The organism is Tumebacillus avium, assembly GCF_002162355.1.
Classification (GTDB): Bacteria; Bacillota; Bacilli; order Tumebacillales; family Tumebacillaceae; genus Tumebacillus_A; species Tumebacillus_A avium.
This window is the reverse complement of record NZ_CP021434.1, coordinates 1804562-1822500: the sequence shown is the minus strand read 5'-3', so window position 1 is coordinate 1822500 and position 17939 is coordinate 1804562. Positions and strand designations below refer to the sequence as shown.

Genomic DNA, 17939 nt, shown 5'->3' with positions numbered 1-17939 from the left:
GCGCTCCGACTGACAGGTGACGACGACATTGGTCGGCAGATGCGTGATCCGCACGGCCGAGTCGGTGGTGTTGATATGCTGACCGCCCGCGCCGGACGCCCGGTACGTATCGATCTTCAGATCAATCTCCTTGATATCGACCGCCACATCATCATCGAGCTCCGGGATCACATCCACCGACGAGAACGACGTATGGCGGCGCCCCGACGCGTCAAACGGCGAGATGCGCACCAAGCGGTGCACACCGCGTTCCGCCTTCAGATACCCGTACGCATTGAAGCCTTTGATCAAAAGCGTCACGCTCTTAATCCCCGCTTCATCGCCCGGCAGATAGTCTAACGTCTCCACCTTGAAGCCTTTGTGCTCCGCCCAGCGCGTGTACATCCGCATCATCATCTCAGCCCAGTCCTGCGACTCCGTGCCGCCTGCGCCCGGGTGCAATTCCAAGATCGCGTTGTTCTTGTCGTACGGCTCGCTGAGCAACAACTCCAGCTCGAACTTCTCCAGATCGCGCTTCAGCTTGCCAACGCCTTTGTCGCACTCGAAGAAAAGGTCTTCATCCTTCTCCTCCTGCGCGAGTTCCAGCATCACTTCCAGATCGTCATACTCCCCCTGGAACTTCTCCATGCGGTCGACGCTGCCCTTCAGCACATTGTTCTCGCTGATCACTTTCTGCGCCGCTTCCTGGTCGTCCCAAAACGCGGGAGCTGACATCATCTCTTCAAGCGCTGCAATCCGCTGCTTCTTGGCAGGGAGGTCAAAGAGACCTCCCGATGTCCGCCAAACGCTTGGCTGTATTTTGAAGCTCTTGACGCAGTTCGCCAAAAGTTTGCGCTGCCACTTCAACCAACTCCTACCGATGACTATTCGTTGCGTTGTGCCTGCCCGTCTTCACCCGGACCGATCTGCACCATCTGCAAGCCCATCTTCGGGTCGGCCGGCGCTGCAACGGCACCGCCGACATAGGACTTAAACACATAGGTGACGACTTCTTCGCGGATGTGGTGGATCATCTGTTCGAACATGTCAAAGCCTTCGAACTTGTAATCCATCAGCGGGTCGCGCTGTCCGTACGCACGCAAATGAATCCCTTGGCGCAGCTGGTCCATCGCATCGATGTGGTCGATCCACTTCGTATCGACGGCACGCAGCAAAATCACCTTTTCATACTCTCGCATGCCGTCGCCGAGCAGTTGCTCGCGCACCGCATACTCCTTGTCGGCCAGATCGTGCAACAGTTCCGCGATCTCCTCATGGGTCGCGTACTTCTGCAGCTCCTCGATCGACAGGACGCCTTCACGGGTGATGCGGCCTTCCACATACTCGTGCAGACCTGCCAGATCCCAGTCCTCCGGCACGATGTCCTTCGGGCAATAGGTCTCAATGATCGAGTCGACAAGCTCATGCAGCATGTCCTTTACGACATGCGAGCAGTCTGCGCTGTCCAAGATCTCGCGGCGCTGCTTGTACATGACGACACGCTGCTGGTTCATGACATCGTCGTATTTCAAAACGTGCTTCCGAATGTCAAAGTTGTTGCCTTCGACTTTCTTCTGCGCCGATTCGATCGCTTTGGAAACGATGCCCGCTTGGATCGGCTGATCTTCTTCCAGACCCAGCTTCTCCATGATGTTCATGATGTTCTCCGAGCCGAACAGACGCATCAGATCGTCTTCCAGCGACAAGAAGAACTGCGTCGAGCCCGGGTCGCCCTGACGACCGGCACGGCCGCGCAGCTGGTTGTCGATCCGGCGGCTCTCATGGCGCTCCGTACCGATGATGTGCAGACCGCCAATCGATTCCACACCTTCGCCCAGTGTGATGTCCGTACCGCGGCCAGCCATGTTCGTCGCGATCGTAACCGCGCCGCGCTGACCGGCGAGGGATACGATCTCCGCCTCGCGCTCATGCTGCTTCGCGTTCAGGACCTGGTGTTGAATCCCGCGCTGCTTGAGCAGGTTGGACAGGTACTCCGACTTCTCGATCGACGTCGTGCCGACCAGCACCGGCTGCCCTTTGGCGTGGCGTTCCGCGATCTCATTGACCGCCGCGTTGAACTTGCCGCGGATGTTCTTGTAGATCACGTCCGACATGTCATCGCGCAGGTTTGGTCGGTTGGTCGGAATCGTGGTAACGTCCATCCCGTAGATCGAGCGGAATTCCTCTTCCTCCGTCTTCGCCGTACCGGTCATCCCCGACAGCTTGTTGTAGCCGCGGAAATAGTTCTGCAAAGTGATCGTCGCCAGCGTCTTCGATTCATTCTGAATGCGGACGCCTTCCTTTGCTTCGATCGCCTGGTGCAGACCTTCCGAATAGCGGCGGCCTTGCATCAGGCGGCCGGTGAACTCGTCGACGATGATGATGTCATCGCCCTGCACCACATAGTCCTTGTCGCGGTGCATCGTGACATGCGCTTTCAACGCCTGGGTGATGTGATGGTTGACCAGCATGTTTTCCGGATCAAACAGGTTCGTGATGCGGAAATACTTCTCCGCCTTCTTCGAACCGGTCTCCGTCAAAATGACCGATTTCGCCTTCTCATCATGGGCGTAGTCGACCTCATTGCGCAGGCCGGCCACAAAAATGTTCGCGCGGAAATACAGCTCCGTCGACTTTTCCGCCTGACCGGAGATGATCAGCGGCGTACGTGCTTCGTCGATCAAGATCGAGTCCACTTCGTCGATGATGCAGTAGTTCAGCGGACGCTGCACCATCTGATCAACAGACAGCGCCATGTTGTCACGCAGGAAGTCAAAGCCAAACTCATTGTTTGTCCCATACGTGATGTCGGCCGCATACGCGCCTTGCTTCTGCCCGTGCGACAGGCCGTTGATATTCAGACCCACCTCAAGCCCGAGGAAGCGGTGCAGTTGCCCCATCTCCTCCGCGTCGCGGCGAGCCAGATAATCGTTGACCGTAATGACATGCACACCTTGTCCCGACAGCGCGTTCAAGTACGAAGGCAGAGTCGCGACCAGCGTCTTCCCTTCCCCGGTGCGCATCTCTGCGATGCGGCCCTGGTGCAGGACGATCCCGCCCATCAGCTGCACATCGTAGTGGCGTTTGCCCAACACGCGCTTACCGGCTTCACGAACGACCGCAAAAGCCTCAGGCAACATATCATCAAGCGATTCCCCGCGGGTGAAACGCTCCTTAAACTCAAACGTCTTGCCACGCAGTTCATCATCGCTCAGCCTTTCTACATCCGGCTCAAGCAAGTTGATGCGCTGCACCAGTTTCGAGAGCTTCTTAATCTCTCGCTCATTGCTGTCCCCAACAATCTTTTTCAGGAGGCCCAACATACAAGGTTTCACTCCTCTCCATATTAAGACAGGATGTCTTAGTATAAAATTGTAACACTATTTTGCCCCCAGCCACAACTGTTAAATCCATTCACAAACATTATATGTATAGCAGGTGACCTTAAAATAGGCCACCCGTCGAGCCAGTTACCGCTTACAAAAGCTGTCTACTTGACTTCGCGCCATCCTCCTGATCCCCGCGAATGACCCCAAACAAGAGACCAAACAGCACGATCGCCCACCACCCGCCGACCGAAGAGCCGACCAAAATCACCGCCAACACAGCAACGAGCAGTTCCACGAGCCACGGGTGCACATAAAACGTCTTCCGCACATTCCAGATCACAACCTGCCCGACCTTCAGGGCCACGAAAAACACAACCACTTTCAAAATCCATACCACAACGCCCATCTGCTGTCACCTCCGTACCACATCCTATGCGAAGGTGCTTGGGCAGGTACCTATTTTACGCTGTAAAATGCCCCAAACTAAACATCCAGCCAAATTCGCAGTCCCCCGCCGACCAGCGACTGCCCGCCCATCAATACCGGGATGCGGCACGAAGCGGCAGCCTCCGCCAACTCCCGCAACACGGGATGTTGAATCTCCTCCACCATCCCCAGATCGGCAGCGAATCGCTCCCGCTCCGAAACGTGCACCCCGAGATGCTCCAGCGCCACCCGCGTATCAAACAGCACGCATCCAGCCTGTTCCTCCAGCACCGCAAAGAACCTCTTCCAGCCGACAGCTTCCACCATCGCTCCGACCAGACTGCGCACTTCGCCCCGTTCGATGCGCCCAAGCGCCTTCATCCCCCGCTCCTCCGAATACACCCGGAGCCGCACCTTGCAGCCCTGCCCAAAGCGTTCCGCTTCCACCGGATGCACTCGTCCCAGCAACGCCACGTCCGCATACTCCCCGCGATCCAATACCGCGCGCACCGCCTCCACCCGTCTCCACAGCTCCCATCCGGAAACTGCCTTCACCAGCCTTGGTCCGCACTCCGCACGCATCGCAGCCAGCACACAGTCGACCGGCGTGTCCAAATCAAAGCCAAAGCCGAGCAGCCCTGGAAAATACCGCACGGCCATCCCGGCCCGCTCCAGCGCATACCCAAACTCATTGTCATTGCGGCAGACCTCCACCCGAAACACCCGCTCCGCCGGTTTCCACAACACCAGATCGGGCGACAGTCGATTGTTCTGCCACACCTCACCGTCGGCCGCCTGCAGAGTGACCGCCGCCAACTCCCCGGCATCCAGCAGCGGAGCGGCGCATCCGCCCAGCACGACCACAGCTTCCCCCGGCTCCGCTTCGGCCCGCACAACTTCCTGCAAGGTCCCCAACCAGTCAAAATCCGCCCCGGCCGTGTCCCGCACCGAGCATCCCAACTCCCGGCCCTGCTCCAAAATCCCCCGATCATCCGACACGACCACCGTGCGCCAGCGGCCGTCCCGAGCCAATTTTTCCACCACATCAACCGCAGCCGATCTCCGAGCCCCGTGCATCGCCCCTAGTATCCCCGCACCTGCACGCCCATATCCTCCAGCCATCACCACCGCCAGCATCTGCCGCCCATCCTCCAATCTTCTATGAAAGCTAAAAAAGGCCAGCCCCCTGAGGAGCCGGCCTGTCACAAGTTAAGCAAAAGTTGGTTCAATCAACCCGTACTGCCCGTCTTTGCGCTTATACACCACATTCACTTCTTCCGTCTCCGCATTGCTGAAGACAAAGAAATCGTGGCCCAGCAGATCCATCTGCATAATCGCCTCATCGACCGGCATCGGTTTCACCGCAAACTTCTTCACGCGAACGAGGTCGCTCAGATCCTCCTCATCCTCCACGAGGACGCGTACATTGCCTTCGCCCAGTTCTTTAAAAAGAGAATGAGTGCCTTCCTGACGCACCCGCTTATTGAGTTTCGTCTTATGCTTCTCGATCTGTTTCTCCAGTTTATCAGAAACGGTGTCGATCGAAGCATACATATCGCCCGAGCGCTCCTCAGCGCGAATGACGAACCCATTGATCGGCATGGTGACCTCAACGGTGTGATAATCTCTCACCACCGACAGAGTTACATGCACGGAATGTTCGGTTGGAGCATGAAAGTACTTTTCCAGACGTCCGATCTTTTTCTCGACGTACTGATGCAGAGCCTCAGTCACCTCAAGATGGTTACCGCGTACTTGGATCTTCATGTTGTACTCCTCCCTTCAATACTTAATACTATTCTCCCCCCAGCCGCCATACTCCTGCAAAACACGACAATCCCAACACATTAAATTCACAATTTTCAAACATTGTCCACAAAAAGAAACCCCCGGATCCATCCAGATCCGGGGGCCCTATGCGAGTTACAGTCTGACAACGTTAGCGGCTTGCTGGCCGCGGTTACCTTCGACAATGTCAAACTCGACCAGTTCGCCTTCGTTGAGGGATTTGAACCCTTCGCCGGTAATCGCGGAGAAGTGCACAAATACGTCTTCGCCACCTTCATGTTCGATGAAGCCATAACCTTTTTCACTGTTAAACCATTTCACTCTACCTTGCATGTCTTTCCATTCCTCCTACGGTAAGACCCATATTACCTCACGAAAAGGGTCAATAAAGTTGCGGTGTGGGCTTGTGAGGTTGCATCTTATCATGAGCCCAAAGCGCAGGAGATATACACGCACCTATGAACTTCGACAAAACTTTACAAAAAAGTCTACAAAACCTTGGACAAAAAGCCCTTTGTGCGTTCATTCTGAGGATTGCTGAAAATCTGGTCCGGAGTGCCTTCTTCCATAATATACCCCTGGTCCATAAACAGGACGCGATCACCGACTTCGCGGGCAAAGCCCATCTCGTGCGTCACGACGATCATCGTCATGCCTTCCTTCGCGAGTCCCTTCATCACGTCGAGCACTTCCCCGACCATCTCCGGGTCGAGCGCCGACGTCGGTTCATCAAACAACAAGATCTTCGGCTGCATCGCCAGCGCCCGCGCGATCGCCACCCGTTGCTGCTGACCGCCGGACAGCTGATTCGGATAGGCCTGCGCTTTGCTCTCCAGGCCAACTTTTTTCAACAGAGCCAGCGCCTGCTGCTCCGCCTCCGCCTTGGTCGTCTTGCGCACCTTCACCGGCGCCAGCATCACGTTTTCCAAAACGGACTTGTGCGGAAACAGATTAAAACGCTGAAACACCATGCCGACCTCGCGCCGTACCGCATTGATATCCACATACGGGTCGGCGATGTTTTCGCCCAACACCACAACATCCCCGGACGTGATGTCCTCCAAGCGGTTCAAGCAGCGCAAAAACGTCGATTTCCCCGATCCCGACGGTCCAATTACGCAAACAACCTCGCGTTCCTTGACCTCGCAGTCCACGCCTTTGAGCACTTCCAGCTCGCCAAACGACTTATGCAAATTGCGTACAGTAATCATACCGTCCCATACTTCCTTTCCAAAAAGCTAACCAGGCGCGCCAACACCATCGTCAGCACCAGGTACATCACCATCAAGGTCAAGAACGGCTCCCAAGCCAGGTACGTCTTGCCCTGCATCAAGTTGGCGTAATACGTCACTTCCGGCAGCGAGATCGCCGCGAGCAGCGAAGAGTCCTTCAGCAGCATGATCGATTCATTGCCCAGCGGCGGCAGCATGCGGCGGAACGCTTGCGGCAAGATAATCTCGCGCATCGTCTGCCCTTTGGTCATGCCAAGCGAGCGGGCCGCTTCCATCTGCCCTTTGTCGATCGACTGAATCCCGGCACGGAAAATCTCCGCAATATAAGCCCCGGCGTTCAGCGACAACGCCACCACGCCCGACACAAACGCATCGGACTTCATAAACGTCGGCAGCACCGCAAAGTGAATCAGCAAAATCTGCACAAAAAGCGGCGTCCCGCGAAACAGTCCCACATAGATGCCTGTGATCCACCGCAAAATCCGCGAATCGCTGAGCCGCCCCATCCCGGCAAACAGCCCGAGCAGCGTCCCGAGCAGCACCGAGATCACGGTGATCTCAATCGTAACGACAATCCCCTCCAAAAACAGGGGCATGTACTCCATCAACTTATCCCACCGAAACATACGATCGCTCCTTTAGAAAAAAAACAAGTAGTCCAACTGCGAATAACTTTATCATACAAAAGCATCCCGAATTTTGCAAAACTTATTAAAAACGAAATGCGCAATCCCCGCACCAGGCAGGACTGCGCATCTTTTCATGAGGCCCGAGAAACCAAAACCCTTACTTCGTGAAGCCGTACTGCTTCTCGATCTCAGCCAGCTTGCCGCTATCCTTGATCTTCTTGATGCCGTCGTTCAGCTTCTTTTGGAGTTCAGCATTGCCTTTCGCCACGACAAAGCCGTAGTTCTCCTTCACAAACGACGAGTCAACAGTCGTTTCCAGACCTTCGCTGCCGTTGTTCTTTACGTATTCCAGCACAACGCCGTTGTCGCCAACCGCTGCATCAACACCACCGTTTTTCAGTTCCAACAGCGCCAGCGGCATGTTGTCAAAACGCTTTACATCCTGGCTGTCCTTGCCGAGCAGGTTGGACACCACTTCATCGCCGGTCGTCGAGTTCTGCACCGCTACTTTTTTGCCTTTGAGATCGGCCAGCGACTTGATGCCGGAACCGGACTTCGCCACGATCATCTGCGTTGCTTCAAAATACGGGTCGGAGAAGTCGAACGTCTCTTTGCGCTCATCGGTGATCGTCACAGCGGACGCCACGATGTCGCGCTCCCCGTTTTTCAGCGCCAGGAAGATGCCATCCCACGGCGTGTTCACATATTCTACTTTAAAGCCGCCCGCTTCCGCAGCAGCATTCAAAACGTCCACGTCAAAACCTTCAATCTTTTCACCGGACATCGACTCAAACGGAGCATACGATGCGTCCGTGCCTACCACATAAACATCCTTTTCGCCGCCGGTCGATGCGGTATCCTTGCCGCAACCGGTTGCCAGCATGCCCATGCCCAGCACCATCGTGCCGACCATCAGCAAACTCTTCATTGTCTTTTTCATCGTCATTTCCCCTCCAGAAAAAATAATAAAGATTCTCTCTTTTATCTCTCTCTATTTGTCTGAATCTTTCATTCTATTGTATATGATGGCTTCCCAGTTCGTATACAAGAAATAATAATACATCCCCAGGCATATGTATGCAACAAAAATATTGGAAATCATGAATCGTTCTTTAACAACGGCGCGTCTAACCCTGTAGAAACAAGTCACAGCGGGAGGTGGAACGCGTGAACTGCTCACAAGTCCAAGAGAAGATCTGGTGCGGCGATCTGCAGCCGGACGTCGATATGCATCTTGCGACCTGCGCAGCGTGCCGCGATGAACTTCAGCGCGTCCAAGAGGTCAATTTGGAAATCGAACACACCGCCATTCCGCTCCCTTCACGCTCCCTGCTTCCTGCGCAGGAAGTGATCGAAGCGGCGGTTGGCCAACATAAACGTCCCAAGCACCGCTTCCCGGCCTGGCTGACTGCCGGCACTGTCGCAGCAGCGATTCTGCTTGTCATCACACAGACCGGAAGTAACAAAACGTCCGACTCCATCCCGTCGACCGGCGCAGGCATCACGCCCGGGATCGCCGAGACAGCCCACCTCAAAGCTCCGGCTTCGCGTTCGCAAATGGCTGTTGAGATCGATCCGGGCGGCACCCCGATGTTTCGCGAAGAGACGGAAAGCATCCGTGCCTTTCTCAACCAGCAGTTTGATCCGGTCACGCTGCAAGCGCTCACCATCGAGTCTTACACCCGAGACACGCTTCAGCCGGACACCCAGACCGGCCGCTTCTCCTTATGGGTGCAAAATCAGCCCGGCCAGACCTCCATCTATGGCAAAGGGGACCGCCCCTTCCGCACCCAGCATTATGTCGAGCTGCAAAAGGTAGAAGGGCTGTGGACGGTGACTCGCCTCTCCGACATCCCGTTCGACTACACCTTGCATCAGGAGACGAATTACCGCATTGCACTCCCGCCAGGCTGGCAGGTGAGCAAAACCGCAACATCCGCCAATCTCACCTTCCGCGCGGACGGTCAAACACTTGGCGGCGTCATCGTCACACCGCTCCATCCCAGGGTCTCCGATCCGTTCAAAGCGGTGCAATTGCCCGAAAACACCACGGTCATCCAGTCCGGGCTGGAAACCTACCGCACAGAAGACGCCGTCAAATACCTGCTCAAACGCACGCAGCCGACACCCGACAGCATCGTGACCCGACCGGAAGTCCATACCTACTTCTTGCGCGGCAATGTCGCCTATGACGTCTGGCTGTACAGCGATGCCGCCCGCATTCCGTCCGAAACGGTCCTCGCCGTCACCAACAGCTTCCAAACAACTCCGTAACAAAAGAAACGCCTTCTGCAGCTGCGCAGAAGGCGTTTCTTTTTGTTGCACTCAGTCACTTATGACACCTCATACATCACATTCCCGCGCAAGAGCTCTTCGAACTCCTCCGCCGGAACCGGGCGGGAGAACAGAAACCCTTGCAGCTCATCACAGCGATGGTCGCGCAAGTAGCGGAACTGCTCTTCCGTCTCCACCCCTTCGGCGACAACTTTCAGCCTCAAGTTCTGCGCCAGGTGAATCACCGTCGTCACGATCGCCGCATGGTACGGGTCGCCGACCAAGCCCCGGACAAATGACTGGTCGATCTTCAAGGTGGAGATCGGGAAATGCTTCAGATAGCTGAGCGACGAGTAGCCGGTGCCAAAATCATCGATCGAGATCTGCACGCCCATCTTGCTCATCTCTTCCAGCAGGCCGATCGTGTAGTCCACATCGTGCATCGTCATGCTCTCCGTGATCTCCAATTCCAAGTCGCTCGGATGCAGCCCGGTCTCCCGAACCTCTCTGGCGACCGTCTCGACCAGCCCTTGACGCATAAACTGCCGGGGCGACAGGTTGACCGCCACCGTCATATGCGGATAGCCGGCGTCCTGCCACGCCTTGTTCTGACGCAGCGCGGTGCGCAGCACCCAGTCGCCGATCGGCACGATCAAGCCGGTCTCCTCGGCGATCGGAATAAACGCCCCCGGCGGCACCAGACCCAGCTCCGGATGTTTCCAGCGCAGCAGCGCCTCCATCCCGATGATCTGCCCCGTCTCGATGTTGATGCGCGGCTGGTAGTACAACACGAACTCATCGCGCTCCAACGCATGCCGCAGCCCATTCTCCAACTGCAGCCGCTCGATGCCTTTCATGTTCATCGCCGGGGCATACAGCGAATACGTGTTGCTGCCCTTGTCTTTGATTCGGAACAAGGCCGTCTCGGCATTTTTGATCAGCATCTGCGGGTCGTCGCCGTCCTGCGGGAACAAGGCAACCCCGATCGATGCCGTCGCGTGCAGCTCATAATCATGGATCTTGTAGGGCTGCTCCAGCTTCTCCAGCACTTTTTCCGCCACCGCTTCGATCTCGGCCGCGTCGGCAAAGTCTGAGATCAGCATTACGAACTCATCACCGCTCATCCGCGCCACGACGCCTTTTTCACCGGCAAAGCGCGAGAGGCGGGTCGCCACTGCCTTGAGCAGCTTGTCCCCGCGGGCATGGCCCAGCGTGTCGTTGATGATCTTAAAGCGGTCCAGATCGAGGAAAAACACAGCCAACTGCTGACCCGACACTTTGGCCTGTTCCAGCACTTCATGCAGATGCTGCGTAAACAGCGCCCGGTTCGGAAGTCCGGTCAAAGTGTCGTGCAGCGCCATGTGGTTGATGATCTCCTGCGTGCGCTTGCGCTCCGAGATGTCCCGGATCGCCGTCACCCGCACTTCGCGTCCCTGATACATACAGCTCGTCCCGACCAGCTCGGCGGAGAATTTCGTTCCGTCCTTGCGCTGGGCGACGATCTCCAGCATTGAGTTGCTCAGCGAATAGAGATTCTCAATCAACAGGTCGCGCGACTCCGACGCTGCCAGCAGAAACGCCGACATGCCGGTCATCTCGCGCTCGCACTCATAGCCAAACATCGTGCACAACGTCTGGTTGATCTCGACGATCTGCCCCTGATCGGTCAGCACGATCCCTTCAAACGTCGCGTTGGAGAGCTTGCGGAAGCGGTCTTCGCTCTCCGAGATCTCCTCCTGATGCAATTGCATCCGGAAGCGTTCCACCCGCTGGTGGAACACCACCCAATACGTCGTGTTGAACGGGATGAAGATGATCAGCAGAAACGCCATCACGCTCCAGCGCGCCTTGGTCACTTTCTTCGCCCACACCGTCGCATCAAAATCAACGCCGAGCACCGCATCGGGCTGCCCGTTGCTGCCGTAGATCGGCACAAACGCCGAGATCGTAGCACCCCAGTCGCTTTCGATCGGCTTCTCCCGAAACGTTGATTTCATCTCCGAGTTCTGGGTCAGATCGGGCAGGTCGTACGGATACATCGTCCCAAGCGGATATCCGTTCTCCTGCTCCCCTGCGATCTTCCCGTCGTGGTTGTGGTCGCTCGGCGGCGAGATCACATACACATTGCTCGTCTTGCTCAGCGGCCGCAGCGTATAGATCGCCGAGATGTCCGGATTGATATCCAGCCATTTCTCCAGCGTCTCCTTTACCGCCAAATACTCCGTGTCGGTCGTCGGTGTCGCCAGCCGGATGTTTTCATGCCCCAATTTCTCCAGCTCGTACGCGAACGTCGGCGCGATGCCGTCGACCAGATTTTTGTTGCGTTCCAGTTCCTGCTTCCCTGCATCATCCGCCACAAACCAGCCGATGATCAGCAGGGTGCAGATGATACTCCCGGCGAGATAGGGCATAAAGCCCATCGAAAACTTTTTTCCCGCCACCGTCTTCCCGCGCAGTTTTTCTGATACCAAGTAGCGGTGCATGACAAATTCAAGCCCCGATACAAAGCACAAAATCACTGCCGCAAAGCCGATATAATCAAGATTTTGACGCAATACGTCATACATCGTGGTATCCATCGTTCCCCCCGTTGGAATAAACCGACTCTACTACCACTTTAACATAGACCGACCGAATTTGACAAAGAATTTAACCGCGCTCAATTCACTGGAATGACTTACCCTTGCGTCAGGACAAACTTCTCCAGCAAGTACGGAGTCAGCGTCGCTTCCACCCCCGCCGCGACGATAAGCATTGCGAACGGCACCCAGGCTGCTTTGACCACTTCCAGCCAGGTAAAACCGAAGCTTTCGAGGCGTGTTTTTCCTTTGAGCGGCACGAGCAGCACCAAGCCGAGCTTGATGCCCAGCGCCGCGGAGATCACCAGGGCAGGCAGCTCAAAGATGCCGTGCGGGAGCAGTCCGTAGACGATCAGTTCCCAGGCGCTGACACCGTGGTCCAACTGCCCGAACAGCACGCCGATCACCATGCCGTTTAACACCAGCGAAAACACGGTCGGCAAGGCGAGCAGACAGCCAAACAGCACCATCACCGCGCAGGCTGTCAGATTGTTCATGAAAATCACCCCGGCCGTATACAGCACGCTGTCCTTCGCCTGCGTCTGCTCCGCCAGGCTCGCGATCTTCTCCAGCATCGGCTTTACCGCCGCCATCAATTGCTCACTGAAGATGGAGCCAGTCACCCACCCGATCAAAAACAACACGGCCGCCGCGAGGATGTACCCGCGATTGCGCTTTAACACCGCACCGGCCGATCCAACACTGTTCCACATCAAGACCCTCTCCTTCTCCCCGCCGCATAATCGGACGGGCTTTGCCATAGAGTAAACAAGACATAATCGCAGAAGCTTTGCTGATCCATGGAGGTGCTAACCATTGCGTAAACAGTCCACCCGGACAATTCGCCAGCTGAAAAAGATGGGCGTTTTGTTCATGACCGTCCTTTTGTTCATGTTCTGTCTGTACAGCCAAGCAGACCTTGGCACCCAAGCGGTCTTCAACGGCGAAACGGCAGTGCCTGTCGTCAAAAACGCTGACAAGCCTGCGCCCGTGCCGCAAGGAGCGATCTACAAAGTCCAGACGGACAAAAAAGTCGTCGCCTTGACCTTCGACATCTCGTGGGGGGAAAAAGCGCCGGGCCCGATCCTCGACATCCTGGAGAAAAAAGGCGTCAAAAAAGCGACCTTCTTCCTCTCCGGCCCTTGGACGACCACCCATGGTGACATCGCCAAGCGCATCAAAACGATGGGCTACGAAATCGGCAACCACGGGCACCGCCACGATGACTTCCCGAAATACAACAACCAGTGGATCACCGAACAAGTCGGCAAATCCGAACAGGCGATCTATGAGACCACCGGCGTGAAAACCAAGCTGATCCGCACGCCCAACGGCGCTTTTGACAAACGCGTCGTCAAGCATCTCAACTCGATGGGCTACACCGTCGTGCAGTGGAACACCGACTCCCTCGACTGGATGCGCCCAGGCCCTGACAAAATCGTTCAGCGCGTCGTCAGCCGCGCGGTGCCGGGCGACATCATCCTGATGCATGCCAGCGACTCCGCTCTGCAGACGATCGACGCTTTGCCGCGCATCATCGACGGTCTGCGCCAGAAAGGCTATGAGTTCATGACCGTCTCCGAGCTGATCTCCGGCGCCGGCGTGACTTCGAAGCAAGAATAAATTTTTCTAAAAAACAAGCCCTCACCGAGACGGTGAGGGCTGTTTTAACAGCCGCGTATACATGAGCAGCAGGTACACGTTGCAGCCGAGCAAAATGATGCCGATCTGGGACATTTGCAGCACCTCGCCCGATTTCAGCGCGAGGAACCATTCCAGTACCGTAAAGCAATACAGGAAGAACACGGACGGGATGAAGGAGCGCATGCCGGAGATGCGGCCTTTGATGTAGGCGACGATCATCGCCACGCCAAGCGGCCACAACGCATAGCCGATAAACGGCAGCACGTCGCCTTCGCCTTTGCCGGTCCACAGAAAACGGAAATAGACCATGTCAAACAGGACAAGCACGATGAGCAGAACCTGAATCGTCACCCAGAAGCGGAACGAAATAAAATTGCGCATCGTAAAGTTCAGCGTCAAATACGCCCAGAACCCCATCAGTGTCGTCGCGGAAAGGAAACCTCCCGTGATCATACCCCAGACCAATCGAATCTCGCCAAACCAACCGGTCAGCGTGGTGATCGTACCGAGGAGGACGCCGATCAGAGCGGTCGTGAAAAATAATGTTAAAAACTTGCGTAGGTTCATAAAGCCCCTCCTGCCTGTGAACAACTTCCCCTATCATAACATAACGTCCGCACGGTGGAAATTGGCGAACCTTCCCTTGGTATACGTTTGATGAACTGACAACAAACTAAGCACATCAACCAACAAGAAAGGGTGTGACGCGAGGTGAAAATGCCTTGGAAGATCGGCGCTGTCTCGGTCGCAATCATATTTGCCATTGTCATGATCGGCGGCTGCGGTTCACAACCTCAAGGGAGCGGCGGTTCGCAAGAGACGGACGCCAAGGCTCAATATAACGAAACCAAACAGATGGTGCTGGACATCCTGCACACCAAAGAAGGGATGGACACGCTCAAGGACATCGTGCGCGACCCGCAGTTCAAGAGATCGCTTGCCATCAACGAAACGGATGTGCAGGTGGCCATGCTCAAGGCGCTGACCGACGGTTCTGCCCATGCCACGCTGGAAGAGCAGATGCGCAACCCGAAATTTGCGTCCGCCTTGGCCAAGTCTTTCAAGAAGGACAATGAATCGGTGCTCAAGGAACTGCTGAGAGATCCGGAGTATCAGGAGATGATGCTCGTCCTGCTCAAGTCTCCGGAGTTTACGCAAAACCTGTATGACCTGATGAAAACGCCGGAGTATCGCAAGCAGACGATGGCGATCATGACCCAGTCGCTGCAAAATCCGGAATTCAAGCTGCTTTACCTCGACCTCTTGAAGCAGGCGATTCGCGAAGGCACGACCGAACTCACCCCGAACGAGAAAAAGAAAGCCGGCATCGAAAGCGAAGGCGGCGGAAAAGAAGGCGAGAAGAAAAAAGAGGGTGAAGGCGAAGAGAAGAAGAAAGAGGGCGAAGGTGACAGCAGCGGCGGTGAAGAAGAAGGCGGTGGCGGCGAAGGTGGCGAAGGCGGCTCCGAGAAACAGCAAGGCGGTGAAGGCGGAGGCGGAGGTGGCGGAAGCTAAAGCGCACAAACACATAGAACAAAGCAACACCCGAGCTATCGAATACCCTACTGTATGAACTCACTGTATGAACTCACTGTATGAACTCACTGTATGAACTCACTGCATGAACTCGCTGTTTGATCTGCTGTATGAAACGAGAAGACCACCTGGTGATCGGCACCGGGTGGTCTTTTGTTTGATTTGGTTATGCTTTTGTATACGGTTCGGTCATCGCCTGATCGAGCACTTTGCGTCCGATCGTCTTGGCGAGTTTCGCGTACGCTTCGCCTTGCGGAGTATCCGCCTCGTAGATGCCGTCGCCAGTCTCGTTCGCAGCGCCGATCGGGATCTGTACCAGCACGTCTGTCTTCAGCTCCAGCGCCAGTCGCTCACCGCCGCCTTTGCCGAAGATGTAGTGCTTTTGGCCGCCCGTCTCGAAGAAGGACATGTTCTCGATGACGCCGAGAATCTCATGATTGGTCTGGATCGCCATCGTCCCGACCCGTGCAGCCACCTCAGTCGCATTAAACTGCGGCGTGGTGACGATGATCTCCTTGCTCTTCGGCAGCATCTGGTGCACATCCAGCGCCATGTCGCCGGTGCCCGGAGGCATGTCGAGCAGCATGATGTCGATGTCGCCCCAATGCACTTCCGCAAAGAAGTTGCGCATCATCTTGCCCAGCATCGGGCCGCGCCAGATCACCGGACGGTTGTCCGGCACGAAGAAATGCATCGAGATCACTTTTACGCCTTGCGCCACAACCGGCAAGAGCAGGTTGTCGATCAGCGTAGGCTTTTGATCGCGAATGCCAAAGATGCCCGGGATCGAAAAGCCATAGATATCCGCATCGATGATCCCGACGCGATACCCCATGCGCGCCAACGCCACGCCGAGGTTGGCGGTGACGGTCGATTTGCCGACGCCGCCTTTGCCGGATGCCACCGCGATAAACTGCGTCTTGGAATTCGGATCGAGCAGCGGCGGGGTGCCCTGCTCCGGTTGGCCGCCGCGCAGCACCTCACGGAATTTCGCGCGCTCTTCGTCGGTCATCGTCCCCAGGTTGAGGTCGTACGACTTCAGCCCTTCCACCGTGCCCAGCGCCTCGCGCACATCGGAGTCGATCTTGTTGCGCAAGGGGCAGCCGGCGATGGTCAGCACCACTTCAATCTTCGCATGGTCGCCTGCAATCTCCACATTGCGCACCATGCCGAGTTCGACAATACTTTTATGTACTTCAGGGTCTTGCACCGGACGCAGCGCATCCAGAATCGCCTGTTTTGTCAGCATCAATGCCACCTCCATCAGTTTCCACAGCAACTAGTATACCATATCAGGCTCTAGTGGGTTTCAATATGACCGGGCTCTTTAAGCATCATCTGCATCTGGTGCGCCTGCCCGTCCTCCGTCCATTTCACTGTGTACTCCCGCAGATCCCGGCTCAACAGCTGATAATGGACACCTGTGCCTGGCGCCAGCGTAACCGGCTTCTGAGCGGGAATCACGTTGTCATTTTGGCTCAGCCCAAGCGCGGTCAGCTCCTGACCGCCTTTTGCTTCATATACCCGGACTTCCTCAGCATCGGCCTGTCCTTCATTGACGAACACCAGATACGGATAGGCCGACTTCTCCGTTTCCAACACCAATTCCGCCTTGGCAGCTGTCGTCTCTTTGGCCGGCTCTGCCTTGGGAGCACAACCGGCCGCTGTGCCGAGCAGCACGAGGCAAAGCAATGCTGCCTGCCAGCGGCCTGCTTGTAACTGTCTAAACATCTTCTGCGCCTCCTGGTACGTGTAGACTGTGATTTATTTCTCAGAGTAGTACGAGAGGATGCCCTTGTAAATGCTCAGGGCCAATTTTTTCTGATAGGTGGAGCTTTTCATCAACTCAGTTTCCTCCGGATTGGAGAGGAAGCCCAGTTCGACCAGCGCACCCGGCTTGTCGGCGTTTTTCAGCAGGTAGATGTCTTCCCGCTTCTTGACGCTGCGATCTGTCACGACCGTCTCGCCCAGCGCCCCCTGCACCTTTTCTGCGAGCCTCTTGCTGTCTTCAAACTCCGTGTCATAAAACGTCTGCGCCCCCGACCATTTGGCCGATGGAATGGCGTTGCAGTGCAGAGAGATAAAGATCGTCGCATCCGACTCGCGAATGATGCGGGCCCGCTCTTTTAAGTCTTGACTTTTTCGGCGGCTGTAACCCTTCAGATTCTCCGGTGCGAGATCTAGATCCTCTTCCCGGATCATGATCACCTGGGCTCCAGCCTGCTGCAAATACTCCCGCACCCGCATCGCCACCTGCAGCGTGATCTCTTTTTCCAGCACCCCTGAGTCGCTGACCGCACCCGGATCGACCCCGCCGTGCCCGGCATCGAGCACGATCACCTGTCCGCTGAGCGGCATTGTCCATGACAAAGAAGACGGCTCGGTCAGCCATTGCAAAGTCCCCGTATACAGCCCAAACGAGCCGATCAAAAACAAAGCCACATAGACGCCAAACCGCCAGACCGGCATCTTGCCTCGTTTCCACATCCGCAATCCCTCCTTCCTAGGAAGAATATGCGGACAGGC

At 56.2% G+C, this 17939-nt stretch carries 18 protein-coding genes (1 of these 18 cut by a window edge); 3 read left to right on the top strand and 15 right to left on the bottom strand.

The window, feature by feature from the left end:
- The 9 genes from prfB to CBW65_RS08545 all read right to left on the bottom strand — a co-directional run.
- Positions 1 to 841 (bottom strand): peptide chain release factor 2 gene (gene prfB, locus CBW65_RS08585; RefSeq protein WP_157721840.1). Its coding sequence is split into 2 segments (ribosomal slippage): positions 1 to 759 and positions 761 to 841, totalling 1128 coding nucleotides (it extends 288 nt beyond the left edge of the window); the frame shifts between segments, so codons are not numbered across the junction.
- Positions 842 to 863: 22 nt separating this feature from the next.
- The gene (secA, locus tag CBW65_RS08580) at positions 864 to 3302 is read right to left on the bottom strand and encodes a preprotein translocase subunit SecA (protein WP_087456495.1); all 2439 of its coding nucleotides are present in this window, start codon (positions 3300 to 3302) and stop codon (positions 864 to 866) included.
- A gap of 154 nt (positions 3303 to 3456) precedes the next feature.
- Positions 3457 to 3714, bottom strand: coding sequence for a hypothetical protein (locus CBW65_RS08575; RefSeq protein WP_087456494.1), 258 nt, complete (start codon positions 3712 to 3714; stop codon positions 3457 to 3459).
- Positions 3715 to 3791: 77 nt separating this feature from the next.
- On the bottom strand, positions 3792 to 4871 hold the full coding sequence (locus CBW65_RS08570; RefSeq protein WP_157721839.1) for a hypothetical protein: 1080 nt from the start codon (positions 4869 to 4871) through the stop codon (positions 3792 to 3794).
- Between the two features lie 72 nt (positions 4872 to 4943).
- Entirely contained in the window at positions 4944 to 5501 is a 558-nt protein-coding gene (gene hpf, locus CBW65_RS08565) for a ribosome hibernation-promoting factor, HPF/YfiA family (protein ID WP_087456492.1), read from the bottom strand.
- 156 nt (positions 5502 to 5657) lie between these two features.
- Positions 5658 to 5855 carry a cold-shock protein gene (locus CBW65_RS08560; protein ID WP_087456491.1) on the bottom strand — a complete coding sequence of 66 codons (198 nt, stop codon included), beginning with the start codon at positions 5853 to 5855 and terminating at the stop codon, positions 5658 to 5660.
- A gap of 155 nt (positions 5856 to 6010) precedes the next feature.
- A complete protein-coding gene (locus tag CBW65_RS08555; RefSeq protein WP_087456490.1) occupies positions 6011 to 6733 on the bottom strand; it encodes an amino acid ABC transporter ATP-binding protein in 723 nt (240 codons plus the stop codon).
- Positions 6730 to 7380, bottom strand: coding sequence for an amino acid ABC transporter permease (locus CBW65_RS08550; RefSeq protein ID WP_087456489.1), 651 nt, complete (start codon positions 7378 to 7380; stop codon positions 6730 to 6732). Before CBW65_RS08550 ends, CBW65_RS08555 begins: the two co-directional genes overlap by 4 nt.
- A gap of 160 nt (positions 7381 to 7540) precedes the next feature.
- A complete protein-coding gene (locus CBW65_RS08545) occupies positions 7541 to 8323 on the bottom strand; it encodes a basic amino acid ABC transporter substrate-binding protein (RefSeq protein ID WP_087456488.1) in 783 nt (260 codons plus the stop codon).
- A gap of 227 nt (positions 8324 to 8550) precedes the next feature.
- Here CBW65_RS08545 and CBW65_RS08540 point away from each other — a divergent pair, with 227 nt between their 5' ends.
- Positions 8551 to 9657: a hypothetical protein gene (locus CBW65_RS08540; RefSeq protein WP_087456487.1), complete on the top strand. Its 1107-nt coding sequence runs from the start codon at positions 8551 to 8553 to the stop codon at positions 9655 to 9657.
- Positions 9658 to 9716: 59 nt separating this feature from the next.
- Here the strand turns inward: CBW65_RS08540 and CBW65_RS08535 are convergent, their stop codons facing one another.
- Positions 9717 to 12236, bottom strand: coding sequence for a putative bifunctional diguanylate cyclase/phosphodiesterase (locus CBW65_RS08535; protein WP_087456486.1), 2520 nt, complete (start codon positions 12234 to 12236; stop codon positions 9717 to 9719).
- Between the two features lie 98 nt (positions 12237 to 12334).
- Positions 12335 to 12949, bottom strand: a complete 615-nt coding sequence (locus CBW65_RS08530; protein WP_157721838.1) for a stage II sporulation protein M — start codon at positions 12947 to 12949, stop codon at positions 12335 to 12337.
- A 145-nt stretch (positions 12950 to 13094) separates the two neighbouring features.
- Between CBW65_RS08530 and pdaB the strand changes: the two genes are divergently transcribed.
- The gene (gene pdaB / locus CBW65_RS08525; RefSeq protein WP_408646552.1) at positions 13095 to 13859 is read left to right on the top strand and encodes a polysaccharide deacetylase family sporulation protein PdaB; all 765 of its coding nucleotides are present in this window, start codon (positions 13095 to 13097) and stop codon (positions 13857 to 13859) included.
- Positions 13860 to 13880: 21 nt separating this feature from the next.
- Here pdaB and CBW65_RS08520 read toward each other — a convergent pair whose 3' ends face one another.
- Positions 13881 to 14447 carry a KinB-signaling pathway activation protein gene (locus CBW65_RS08520; protein WP_087456484.1) on the bottom strand — a complete coding sequence of 189 codons (567 nt, stop codon included), beginning with the start codon at positions 14445 to 14447 and terminating at the stop codon, positions 13881 to 13883.
- Between the two features lie 150 nt (positions 14448 to 14597).
- Here CBW65_RS08520 and gerD point away from each other — a divergent pair, with 150 nt between their 5' ends.
- Positions 14598 to 15392 carry a spore germination lipoprotein GerD gene (gene gerD / locus CBW65_RS24565; RefSeq protein ID WP_232463524.1) on the top strand — a complete coding sequence of 265 codons (795 nt, stop codon included), beginning with the start codon at positions 14598 to 14600 and terminating at the stop codon, positions 15390 to 15392.
- A gap of 187 nt (positions 15393 to 15579) precedes the next feature.
- On the opposite strand, the gene CBW65_RS08510 is transcribed toward gerD, so the two are convergent.
- From CBW65_RS08510 to cwlD, 3 genes are read right to left on the bottom strand one after another with little or no spacing between them, the layout of a single operon-like run.
- On the bottom strand, positions 15580 to 16662 hold the full coding sequence (locus CBW65_RS08510; protein ID WP_087456483.1) for an Mrp/NBP35 family ATP-binding protein: 1083 nt from the start codon (positions 16660 to 16662) through the stop codon (positions 15580 to 15582).
- A gap of 50 nt (positions 16663 to 16712) precedes the next feature.
- On the bottom strand, positions 16713 to 17144 hold the full coding sequence (locus CBW65_RS08505; RefSeq protein ID WP_087456482.1) for a hypothetical protein: 432 nt from the start codon (positions 17142 to 17144) through the stop codon (positions 16713 to 16715).
- Positions 17145 to 17177: 33 nt separating this feature from the next.
- Entirely contained in the window at positions 17178 to 17900 is a 723-nt protein-coding gene (gene cwlD / locus CBW65_RS08500) for an N-acetylmuramoyl-L-alanine amidase CwlD (RefSeq protein ID WP_087456481.1), read from the bottom strand.
- Positions 17901 to 17939: the final 39 nt, after the last annotated feature.

Excerpts from the sequence above, each read along its gene's own strand:
- secA (WP_087456495.1), bottom strand. The coding sequence starts at position 3,302 with ATGTTGGGCCTCCTGAAAAAGATTGTTGGGGACAGCAATGAGCGAGAG.
- CBW65_RS08575 (WP_087456494.1), bottom strand. The coding sequence starts at position 3,714 with ATGGGCGTTGTGGTATGGATTTTGAAAGTGGTTGTGTTTTTCGTGGCC.
- CBW65_RS08570 (WP_157721839.1), bottom strand. The coding sequence starts at position 4,871 with ATGCTGGCGGTGGTGATGGCTGGAGGATATGGGCGTGCAGGTGCGGGG.
- hpf (WP_087456492.1), bottom strand. The coding sequence starts at position 5,501 with ATGAAGATCCAAGTACGCGGTAACCATCTTGAGGTGACTGAGGCTCTG.
- CBW65_RS08560 (WP_087456491.1), bottom strand. The coding sequence starts at position 5,855 with ATGCAAGGTAGAGTGAAATGGTTTAACAGTGAAAAAGGTTATGGCTTC.
- CBW65_RS08555 (WP_087456490.1), bottom strand. The coding sequence starts at position 6,733 with ATGATTACTGTACGCAATTTGCATAAGTCGTTTGGCGAGCTGGAAGTG.
- CBW65_RS08550 (WP_087456489.1), bottom strand. The coding sequence starts at position 7,380 with ATGTTTCGGTGGGATAAGTTGATGGAGTACATGCCCCTGTTTTTGGAG.
- CBW65_RS08545 (WP_087456488.1), bottom strand. The coding sequence starts at position 8,323 with ATGAAAAAGACAATGAAGAGTTTGCTGATGGTCGGCACGATGGTGCTG.
- CBW65_RS08535 (WP_087456486.1), bottom strand. The coding sequence starts at position 12,236 with ATGGATACCACGATGTATGACGTATTGCGTCAAAATCTTGATTATATC.
- CBW65_RS08530 (WP_157721838.1), bottom strand. The coding sequence starts at position 12,949 with ATGTGGAACAGTGTTGGATCGGCCGGTGCGGTGTTAAAGCGCAATCGC.
- pdaB (WP_408646552.1), top strand. The coding sequence starts at position 13,095 with ATGGGCGTTTTGTTCATGACCGTCCTTTTGTTCATGTTCTGTCTGTAC.
- CBW65_RS08520 (WP_087456484.1), bottom strand. The coding sequence starts at position 14,447 with ATGAACCTACGCAAGTTTTTAACATTATTTTTCACGACCGCTCTGATC.
- gerD (WP_232463524.1), top strand. The coding sequence starts at position 14,598 with ATGCCTTGGAAGATCGGCGCTGTCTCGGTCGCAATCATATTTGCCATT.
- CBW65_RS08510 (WP_087456483.1), bottom strand. The coding sequence starts at position 16,662 with ATGCTGACAAAACAGGCGATTCTGGATGCGCTGCGTCCGGTGCAAGAC.
- CBW65_RS08505 (WP_087456482.1), bottom strand. The coding sequence starts at position 17,144 with ATGTTTAGACAGTTACAAGCAGGCCGCTGGCAGGCAGCATTGCTTTGC.
- cwlD (WP_087456481.1), bottom strand. The coding sequence starts at position 17,900 with ATGTGGAAACGAGGCAAGATGCCGGTCTGGCGGTTTGGCGTCTATGTG.